Source organism: Nocardia brasiliensis NBRC 14402, assembly GCF_000308475.2.
GTDB lineage: Bacteria > Actinomycetota > Actinomycetes > Mycobacteriales > Mycobacteriaceae > Nocardia > Nocardia brasiliensis.
Window position 1 is genome coordinate 25,131 of the sequence record NZ_BAFT02000009.1, and the last position, 9,553, is coordinate 34,683.

9 protein-coding genes are annotated in these 9,553 nt (G+C 69.7%); 4 read left to right on the forward strand and 5 right to left on the reverse strand.

Annotated elements, in window-relative coordinates:
• Positions 1–118 precede the first annotated feature (118 nt).
• Both TY25_RS42340 and TY25_RS01615 read left to right on the forward strand, forming a co-directional pair.
• Complete coding sequence (locus tag TY25_RS42340) at positions 119–262, forward strand: hypothetical protein (RefSeq protein WP_156055026.1); 144 nt, start codon at positions 119–121, stop codon at positions 260–262.
• Positions 263–554: 292 nt separating this feature from the next.
• Complete coding sequence (locus tag TY25_RS01615; RefSeq protein WP_014982787.1) at positions 555–800, forward strand: hypothetical protein; 246 nt, start codon at positions 555–557, stop codon at positions 798–800.
• An 18-nt stretch (positions 801–818) separates the two neighbouring features.
• On the opposite strand, the gene dnaG is transcribed toward TY25_RS01615, so the two are convergent.
• The 4 genes from dnaG to TY25_RS01635 all read right to left on the reverse strand — a co-directional run bounded on the left by dnaG (position 819) and on the right by TY25_RS01635 (position 5,595).
• Positions 819–2,753 carry a DNA primase gene (gene dnaG, locus TY25_RS01620; protein ID WP_042253531.1) on the reverse strand — a complete coding sequence of 645 codons (1,935 nt, stop codon included), beginning with the start codon at positions 2,751–2,753 and terminating at the stop codon, positions 819–821.
• A 55-nt stretch (positions 2,754–2,808) separates the two neighbouring features.
• Positions 2,809–4,068 carry a deoxyguanosinetriphosphate triphosphohydrolase gene (locus tag TY25_RS01625; RefSeq protein WP_052382735.1) on the reverse strand — a complete coding sequence of 420 codons (1,260 nt, stop codon included), beginning with the start codon at positions 4,066–4,068 and terminating at the stop codon, positions 2,809–2,811.
• A gap of 64 nt (positions 4,069–4,132) precedes the next feature.
• Positions 4,133–4,825 (reverse strand): YdcF family protein, encoded by a 693-nt coding sequence (locus TY25_RS01630; protein ID WP_042253533.1) that lies wholly within the window; start codon positions 4,823–4,825, stop codon positions 4,133–4,135.
• Positions 4,826–4,917: 92 nt separating this feature from the next.
• Positions 4,918–5,595 carry an MBL fold metallo-hydrolase gene (locus tag TY25_RS01635; RefSeq protein WP_042253534.1) on the reverse strand — a complete coding sequence of 226 codons (678 nt, stop codon included), beginning with the start codon at positions 5,593–5,595 and terminating at the stop codon, positions 4,918–4,920.
• An 86-nt stretch (positions 5,596–5,681) separates the two neighbouring features.
• Between TY25_RS01635 and TY25_RS01640 the strand changes: the two genes are divergently transcribed.
• On the forward strand, positions 5,682–7,649 hold the full coding sequence (locus tag TY25_RS01640) for a TPM domain-containing protein (protein WP_042253536.1): 1,968 nt from the start codon (positions 5,682–5,684) through the stop codon (positions 7,647–7,649).
• Between the two features lie 59 nt (positions 7,650–7,708).
• On the forward strand, positions 7,709–8,527 hold the full coding sequence (locus TY25_RS01645; RefSeq protein ID WP_042253537.1) for a MerR family transcriptional regulator: 819 nt from the start codon (positions 7,709–7,711) through the stop codon (positions 8,525–8,527).
• A gap of 69 nt (positions 8,528–8,596) precedes the next feature.
• On the opposite strand, the gene TY25_RS01650 is transcribed toward TY25_RS01645, so the two are convergent.
• On the reverse strand, positions 8,597–9,553 hold a 957-nt coding region (locus tag TY25_RS01650; protein ID WP_156055028.1), incomplete at its 5' end, for a molybdopterin-dependent oxidoreductase.

Below are 9,553 nucleotides of genomic sequence, written 5' to 3' on the forward strand. Positions count from 1 at the left end.
TAACAAGCGGTAACAGTATGGCCACCATCAGGGGAGACTATGAGAACTACAGGGCTGAGCGCGGCACTGAGCGGGAACTCCTCAGCGACCCGCTGAGCAACGGAACGAGGAGGCCGACATGAGCGAATTCGCCTGCGGCGATTGCTGGCGCCGAGAGAACCTCACCTTCGCGCAACGACTGGATCCGGCGCATATCCGCCGCAGCAGCCGTTACTACCTGTGCGACGAGCATCGGGCCAAGCGAGAAGAGCTCGCCGCCTGACACTGGTTCGCCTCGAACCGGGTCATCGCCCGACGATGACCGAGAGCGGATCCGCCGTGTGCCCGAATCCAGTCGCCGGTCGCAGTTCTGCCGCGGGGCCAACGCCTGCGCGAAACATGGTGTGTGTCTTCCCCATTCGATGGCGAGGCGGTGCAAGAACGGTTTTGCCACGCTTCGGTTCACCGATCAAGTCAGCCGGGCTCCACACAGCCGCGCCTATCCGGATCGACAGGTCTGTCGGGCGTCGGGCAGGATAGAGCGGCGAACAGGCAACTGGGAGGAGCACATCGAGATGCTGCGGTTGATCATCGGCGTGGCAGCCGGGTATGTACTCGGCAGCAAGGCCGGGCGAGCTCGCTACGAGCAGATCAGCGCGGCGACCCGGGCGCTGACCGAGAGCCCGGTGACCCGCAAGCTCGTGCTGGTGGGCAGGCAGCGCCTGTCGGACAAGCTGAGCACCCGCCCGAAGCTGGAACCGATGGAGCCGCTGGACGAACGCACCACCGTGCTCGTCCCGCAAGATCAGCTGCGCCGCTGACCGCGCGCCACCGACCCCCTAGGCGCCGGTGGCGAAATCGTCGTGGTTGCCCATCGCCTGGGTGAGCAGGCTCTTGCGGTACTGCTCCAAGGCGACGAGGTCACCGAACAGGGCCATGTACGCGTCGGGCTGCTCGGTGGACGACACCCGCTGCAGCTTCGACTTCAGCTCGGCGATCTGGCGCCCGACCCACGCCTCCTGGGTGCGCGCCAGCACGCCGGCGACGAACCGCGGGATACCGGCCGCGTTCTTCACCGGCAGCGGCTCGCTGGCCAGCTCGGAGAGCAATGCGCGCATGGTGAGGTCGTCGGTGCGGTCCGCGACCGCGTTGAGCCATTCCGCGCCGCCGAGCCCGGCCGCGGTGCCGCCCGCCTCGGCGATCAACTGGCGGATCGCCGCGTAGGCGGGGTGGGTGAACGCGTGGGTTTCCAGCGCGTCGAACGACGATCCGGCCATGGCCGGGTACTGCAGCGCCGCCGCCAGCACCTGACGCTGCGGCAGCAGGGTCGGATCGTTCGGCTTCGGCCGTGCCGCAGGATGTTCGGCGACCACCTCGGGCTGCGGGGCGGGCGCGGCGGGCTGCCGGGCGCCGTTGGTGGGGCGGGCACCGCCCATTCGATTCCGCTTGGCTTCGTCGCCGACCCGGCGCACGACGGTCTGGATATCGTCCCAGCCGACCCAGCCGGCCAGCTTCGTCGCGTAGGCCTTGCGCAGCGCGTTGTCCTTGATCTGGGCGACCACCGGGATAGCCCGGCGCAGCGCCTCGACCTGTCCTTCGGCGGTGTCCAGATTGTGGTCGGCGAGCAGGCCGCGAACGACGAACTCGTACAACGGGGTTCGGCGGGCCACCAGGTCGCGCACCGCGCCGTCGCCGGAGTGCTGGCGCAGCTCGCACGGGTCCTGCCCGTCGGGCGCGACCGCGATGTAGGTCTGGCCGGCCAGCTTCTGGTCGCCCGCAAAGGCTTTCAGCGCCGCCGCTTGGCCCGCCGCGTCACCGTCGAAGGTGTAGATGATCTCGCCGCGCCAGAAGTTGTCGTCCAGCAGCAGCCTGCGCAGCAGTGCGAGATGCTCGTCACCGAAGGCGGTGCCGCAGGACGCGACGGCGGTTTTCACCCCGGCCAGGTGCATGGCCATCACATCGGTGTAGCCCTCGACGACCACGGCCTGGTGTCCCTTGGCGATATCGCGCTTGGCCAGGTCGAGGCCGAACAGCACCTGAGACTTCTTGTACAGGATGGTTTCCGGGGTGTTGATGTACTTGCCCGGCATGGTGTCGTCGTCGAACAGCTTGCGCGCGCCGAATCCGATGACGTCGCCGCCCAGATTGCGGATCGGCCAGAGCAGCCTGCGATGGAATCGGTCGATCGGGCCGCGCTGGCCCTGCCGGGACAGCCCGGCCGCCTCCAGCTCCTTGAACTCGAAACCCTTGCGCAGCAGATGCTTTGTCAGCGTGTCCCAGCCCGCGGGGGCGTAGCCGCAGCCGAACTGCTGCGCGGCGGCGGCATCGAAATTGCGGTCGGTGAGAAACTTTCGCGCCGTCTCGGCCTCCGGCTCGCGCAGCTGCGCCATGTAGTACTCGTGCGCGGCGGCGTTGGCCGCGACCAGGCGGGAGCGGGTGCCGCGGTCGCGCTGCACCGAGGTGCCGCCGCCCTCGTAGTTGATCTGGTAGCCGATCCGATCGGCCAGCTGCTCGACCGCCTCGACGAAGCCGACGTGTTCCATCTTCTGCAGGAACGCGAAGACGTCGCCGCCCTCGCCGCAACCGAAGCAGTGGAACAGCCCGTGGTTCGGCCGGACATGGAACGACGGCGACTTCTCGTCGTGGAAGGGACACAACCCCTTCATGGAGTCGGCGCCGGCGCGTTTCAACGCGACGTACTCGCCCACGATGTCTTCGATCCGGACACGGTCACGTATCGCCGCGATATCGCGATCTGGGAGTCGTCCGGCCACGGCAGTGAGCGTACCCGGCGCGGCCCGCGTTCTTCACCTGTGGCTGTTCACACGCTCAGACGCCGAGCAGCGCGGCCACCCGTTCGAGCCTGCTCTCGGTGTAGGACGCGATCTGATCGACGATGACGCGCACCCGCGCGGTGTCGTCGGCGGCGGCGTGCCACCACGGCAGCAGCAGGGGGTCGAGTCCGTTCGGCGCGGTCGCGAGCAGCCGGGTGGCGACCGCTTGGATCTGGTCACGCTGCCCGGCCTGGCGCAGTTTGTGATCCCGATCGGACATGACGTAGTGCAGCGCCACGGTCTTGAGCACCGCGACTTCGGCGGCCGCGATGAGCGGCACCTCGAGATCTGCGCCGTACCGCAACAGGGGTCCGGTGCCCGCGGTCTCGCGCGTCGCGGTGATCGCGGCGGTGGCGAACCGGCCGACGAGTTCGCTGGTGAGCCGTTTCAGCGCGACCGAGCTGGCGAGGGTGCCGTCGTAGGCGGAAACCGCGGCGACGACCGGCAGTTCGGAGAGGCGCTGCGCCGCGGCGACGAGTTCTTCGGCGGACAGCGAGTAGTGCTTGTGCCTGCCCAGACTGGCCAGCGCCTCCTGCTCCCACGGGTCGGCCAGCGCCCGCAGATCGATACGTCCCGCGATGACACCGTCCTCGACGTCGTGCACCGAGTACGCGACATCGTCGGCCCAGTCCATGATCTGGCATTCGAGGCTGCGGCGACGCTCGGGTGCGCCCTTGCGAATCCAGGCGAGCCGTTCGGCATCGATGTCGTAGGCGCCGAACTTGGTGCCGGGACCGGTTCTGCCCCAGGGATACTTGAGTGCCGCGTCGAGCGAGGCCCGGGTGAGATTCAGGCCCGCGCTCACCCCGGCGGGGTCGAGCACCTTGGGCTCGAGGCGGGTGAGGATCCGCAGGTTCTGCGCGTTGCCTTCGAAACCGCCGTGCGCGTCGGCGAAATGGTCGAGCGCCTTCTCGCCGTTGTGCCCGTACGGCGGGTGACCGATGTCGTGCGCCAATCCGGCCAGGTCCACCAGATCGGGATCGCAGCCGAGGCCCTCGCCGATGCTGCGGCCGATCTGGGCCACCTCGAGCGAATGGGTGAGCCGGGTGCGCGGGGTGTCCCCGTCGCGGGGACCCATCACCTGCGTCTTGTCGGCGAGTCGGCGCAGCGCCGCCGAATGCAGCACCCGGGCCCGGTCGCGGGCGAATTCGGTGCGGTGCCCGACCTCGAATTCGCTGCCCGGCGCGCCGAGGCCCGCGGTCTTCGGCCGCTCGACGACCAAGCGTTCGTAGTCCGGCTCGCTGTAGTTCTGCACTACTCCACCTCGCTCACGCACGGTGCTTTCGGACCCGAAGCCCTGCCGCACCTTCGGTTCTCGCTCACTGTCCGGCCGTATATCGGAAGTCCGCCGCGAAATGGGTGAGCTGATACCAGAGCAGAGCGCCTGTCTCCCTGGCGATTCCGTGGGCCTGCGACTCGCGGGTGTAGACGGCGGGCCCGGTTCGGGTCGGCGCGGTCCACGCGTCGAGGCCCTCGTCGCGGGCCATGGTGCGGGTGCGCAGCGAATGCCACGGATCGCTGACCAGCACGGCGGCGGACATATCGCGGGCCTGCATGGCGGTGGCGACCGCCTCTACGCTGCGCAGCGTGTCCGAGCCGGTTTCCACCGCGAGGATCCGGTCGCTCGGGATCCCGCGCGATTGCAGATAGTTCTTGCCGGACGCCGCCTCGGTATAGAGGTCGCCCTCCTGCTTGCCGCCGACGGTGATCACCCGCGGCGCCACGCCGAGCCGGAACAGCTTGTAGGCCTGGTCGAGTCGCGCCTCGAACACCGAGGACGGCGTGCCGGAGTACTGCGCGGCGCCGAGCACGACAATGGCGTCGGCCTGGGTGTAGTCGTCGATCCGCGCGACCTGCCAGACCCGGAAGGCGGTGCCGCCGACCAGCACCAACCCCATCAGCACCGAGCCGACGACCAGCCGGCGCGTCCAGCGCAGCAGCCCGGCGGCGAAACCGCGCGCGGGCGCCGTGGCCTGGGCAGGGTCGGGCGCCGCACCGGCCCGAGGGCGCATCGATGGCAAATCCACTCCCCAAGTCTGCCAGTAGGTGTCTCGCGCGCGGGTTGTTCGGCCCGGCGCGACGGGGGTGAGGCTACCGGCCCGCGCTACCAGCCGCGTTCGCGCCATTCACCGAGATGGGGACGCTCGGTGCCGAGTGTGGTGTCGTCGCCGTGGCCGGGGTAGACGACGGTGTCGTCGGGGTAGCGGGCGAAGATCTTGGTCGTCACGTCCTGGTAGAGCGAGTCGAAGGCGGCCGGGTCGGTGGTGCGGCCGACGCCGCCGGGGAACAGCGAGTCGCCGGTGAACAGGTGCACGAGACCGTCACCGTCGGTGAACGCCAGGGCGACCGAGCCGGGCGTGTGGCCGCTGAGATGGATCACCTCGAACGAGAGGTTGCCGACGCCGATGTGCTCGCCGTCGGCCAGCAGCCGATCCGGACGCACCGGCAACGGATCGGCGTCGAGCGGGTGGGCCGCGGTTGGCGCGCCCGTCGCGGCGGTCGTCTCCTTCAGCGCGAACCAGTGGTCCGGATGCTGATGGGTGGTGACGATCAGAGCGATCTGACCGGGCGCCACATGATCGACGAGAGCTTCGATGCGCGCCGGTTCGTTCGCGGCGTCGATGAGCAGCGTGGCACCGGTACCCGTGCATTGCACCAGGTAGCAATTGTTGTCCATGCCGCCGACGGACATCTTGACTATGCGCGCGCCCGCGACATCGCGCTGCTGCGGATTCGAATCCGCCGAAACATGGCCGGTGTACGGGCGATCGATGGTGATCACGTTTCCGATGCTAGCCACCCGGCACCGACCGCGACCACTCGCGGCGGCGCCCACCGCCCCGCCCTGCCGCGCGCTAGATTCGTCGCATGTCGCTACCGAGTCGTGTCGTCCGCTGGACCGCCGCGGCGGCGGCCTGTCTCGCCGTCACCATGGCCGGTGCGCCCCTGGCGCACGCGGAACCGCCGGCCCGCTTGGACACCTACGTGGTCGATCCGGCGAAAGCCCTCGACCAGGATCAGCTCGATCAGGTGCGCTCGGCGGTGAACCAGCTGTACGCGGACCACCAGGTGCGGTTGTGGGTGGTCTATGTACGCGATTTCGATGGTCTCGGGTCACAGCAGTGGGCCGACCAGACCGCGGCGAAATCCGATCTCGGCACGCGCGATCTGTTGCTCGCGATCGCGACCCAGGATCGCGCCTACCGACTGGAAGGCGACGCGCCGAGCGGTATCAGCGACGCCGAGCTGGACAGCCTGCTCACCCGGGAGGTGGAACCCGCGCTGCGCGACGGCCGATGGGCCGACGCCGCCATTACCACCGCGGACGGCCTGAACTCGGCGATGCGCGGCGGCACCGACATTCGGGTGCTGTTGCTTCTCGGCGGCGTGCTGGTGCTCGTCATCGTGGGGGTGGTGCTCTACTCCCGCAAGCGAACTCGCACACGAGCGCGGGCCGAACTCGCGGCGGCCCGGCAGATCGATCCGGACAACACCACCGCGCTGGCGGCCTTGCCGGTCGAGGCGTTGGACGCGCGCTCACGCGAGGCCCTCGTCGAGATCGACAATGCGATCCGGACCAGCGGCGAGGAGCTGGAACTGGCCACCGGCGAGTTCGGCGCCACCGCCACCCTCCCCTTCACCACCGCGCTCGACCACGCGAAAACCGCCGCCGCCAAGGCCTTCTCGATCCGGCAGCGACTGGACGACGATATTCCGGAGACCCCGGACGAGCAGCGCACCCTGCTGATCGACCTGATCGGCACGGTGGGCCGCGCCGATCGCGAACTCGACGCCCAGGTGGCCGAATTCGACGCGATGCGCAACCTGCTGATCAACGCCGCCGACCGATTGGCCGGTCTCACCAGGGATCTGGTCGAACTGAAGAGCCGCGTCCCCACCGCCGAGGCGGAGATGTCCAGGCTCACGGCGGCACATCCGGCGAGCGTGCTGGCCCCGATCCACGACAACGTGACCATGGCGGGCGAACGAATCACGTTCGCGGAGCAGAACATCGACGCGGGCCGCAGCGCCCTCACCCAGCCCGTGGGCAAACAGGGCGGCGCAGTGGCCGCGATCCGCGCGGCCGAGGCGGCGGTCGGGCAGGCCCGCACGCTGCTCGACGCCGTCGAGAACGCCGCCACCGATATCCAGCAGGCCCGCGACGGACTGCCCGCCGTGCTGGACGAACTGCGCCGCGATATCGCCTCCGCCACCGAGCTTTCCGAGTACGGCGGCCCGGAACTGGCCGCTGCGACCGCTGCGGCACAAACCGCGCTGACCAAGGCCGCGGCGGCTACGGAGGCCGACCCGCTGGACGCCTTCCACGACGCCGTGGCCGCCGACACCGACCTGGATCGTGCCATCGCCGCGGCCACCGACCGCAAGCTCGCCGCCGAGGATCTACGGCGCCGGCTCGACCGCGCGCTCACCGACGCGGGCGCCCGGGTGCGCGCGGCGGCCGACTACCTCACCACCCGGCGCGGCGGGATCGACGCCGAGGCGCGCACCCGGCTGTCGGAGGCGCAGCGCAATCTCTCGGCGGCACAACAGTTGAGTTCCACCGATCCGGCACAGGCCCTGTCCAACGCCCAGGCCGCCGCCGAACTCGGCGGACGCGCGCTGCAGGCGGCGCAGGCCAGCGTGCGGACCTGGGAGGCGAGCCAACCGCCGTCGGGCACCGCGCAGGCGGGCGCGGTACTCGGCGGCATCCTGATCGACGGACTGCTGCGCGGCGCCGCGAGCGGCGGCCGCCGTTCCGGATCTGGCGGCTGGGGCGCGGGCTCCTACGGCGGCTCGTCCGGGTCGCGGCGCATCAGCCGCGGTGGCCGATTCTGATCGGATGCCGGTCGCCGCTTGACCCTGACACCGTGTGAGGCCATAGACCGGGAGTCGTTATGTTCACCATCGGAGACTTCGCCAGACACGGCCGGGTGTCGGTGCGCATGCTGCGCCACTACGACGCCATCGGACTGCTGCGCCCGGATCGCGTCGACGCGTCCAGCGGCTACCGCTACTACTCGGGCGGCCAGCTGGCCCGGCTGAATCGCGTTGTCGCGCTCAAGGATCTCGGCTTCACGCTGGACCAGGTCGGCCGGATCCTGGACGACAAGGTCACGGCCGCGGAACTGCGCGGCATGCTCACGCTGCGCCGCGGCGAGCTGGAGCAGCGCATCGCGAGCGACAGCGCCCGGCTCGCCCAAGTCGAATCGAGGCTCCGCATCATCGAGAAGGAGGGCGCCATGCCCGTCCATGATGTGATCGTCAAACCCCTGCCCGCCGTTCGGGTGGCCGTACTGTCCGATACCGCAGGCGATTTCGAGCCCGGCTCGATCGGCCCGGTGATCGGGCCGCTGTTCGAGGACATCTGCCGCAGGCTGGAGGTGGCGGGCGTGCCGATCATCGGGTGCGGCATCGCGTATTACGAACAGCGCGAAGACGGTTCGGTGCTCGCGCACGCCGCCATGCCGGTCGATGTCGAAGCCGACGCGGCCTACGACTTCGAGATCGTCGATCTACCAGCCATCGAACAGGCGGCCACGGTGGTCCACAAGGGCAGTATGAACGAGGTGCTGGAGCCGTGGCAGGCGCTCGGCCGCTGGATCGACGAAAACGGTTATCGCACCACCGGTCCCAGCCGCGAAGTCACCCTGGTCTACACCGAGGACCAAAGCGGCTGGGTGACCGAGCTCCAGGAGCCGATCGTCGCGAAGTGACCGTGCCCAGGAGGAACTGGTGGCGTCATCGCCCGAGAGCCGCCCGCCACCAGTTCCCCCTGATCTCGGTCAGACCTGGACGGTGACCGTGTGGAAGCCCGACGGGCCCGTCGGGAACGGCGCCCGATGCTTGCCCTCCTGCACGTCACCGGCACGGCCGATGGCGCGGGCCTGCACGACGTGTTCGCCCGGCGGCAGGTCGACGGTGGTGCGCCAGCGCCGCCATGCGGCCGGGGCGAGTTCGGTGCCGAGTTCGGCGGGGAACCAATCACCTTGACCAACACGGACTTCCACGCCTGACACCCCTTGCGGCGGGGCCCAGGCGACACCCGCGACGGTGGTGGTACCGGCGGCCGTCCGGCCCGGCGCGGTGACGTCGATGCGGGCCTGCGGGGGTACCCACAGCGGTCCGGCGGGCCAGCCCCGCTTCCACCAGTAGTCGACGTGGCTGTCGTCGGCGAGCTCCAGCTCCCCCAGCCATTTCGCGCCGGTGTACTGGCCGTACAGACCCGGCACGAAGACGCGGGCGGGGAAACCGTGTGCGGGTGTGAGCGGTTCGCCGTTCATGCCGATCACCACATAGCCCGGCCATTCGCCGGAACGCAGCGGCTCGACCGGCAGCGAGATCGTGTAGCCGTCCACCGCTTTGGTGACCAGTCTGGTCGCGCCGGTCTCCGGGATCGCGTGCTTCAGCAGATCGGCCAGCGGAACGCCGAACCAGCGCCCGTTGGCCGCCCGTCCCTCGCCGGGACGGTTGTGCACGCACACCATGACGGCGTCGAATTCCACTGCGTCCTCGGCCAATTCGGCCAGCGACAGGCGCAGCGGATGCGCGACCTTGCCGGTGACCGACAGCCGCCAGTGGATCGGATCGATCCGGGGCGGACGCAGGTTCACGTCGGCGACGTACATCCGCCGGGCCGCGGTGACCAACGGTGACAAGCCGGGCTCGCCTTCCAGGCCGTCCTCGGGGTACGACGCCGAGCGCTCCCATCGGGCCGACCCGGCGAATATCGTTGTCCTGCT

Excerpts from the sequence above, each read along its gene's own strand:
- TY25_RS42340 (WP_156055026.1), top strand. The coding sequence starts at position 119 with ATGAGCGAATTCGCCTGCGGCGATTGCTGGCGCCGAGAGAACCTCACC.
- TY25_RS01615 (WP_014982787.1), top strand. The coding sequence starts at position 555 with ATGCTGCGGTTGATCATCGGCGTGGCAGCCGGGTATGTACTCGGCAGC.
- TY25_RS01630 (WP_042253533.1), bottom strand. The coding sequence starts at position 4,825 with ATGCGCCCTCGGGCCGGTGCGGCGCCCGACCCTGCCCAGGCCACGGCG.
- TY25_RS01640 (WP_042253536.1), top strand. The coding sequence starts at position 5,682 with ATGTCGCTACCGAGTCGTGTCGTCCGCTGGACCGCCGCGGCGGCGGCC.
- TY25_RS01645 (WP_042253537.1), top strand. The coding sequence starts at position 7,709 with ATGTTCACCATCGGAGACTTCGCCAGACACGGCCGGGTGTCGGTGCGC.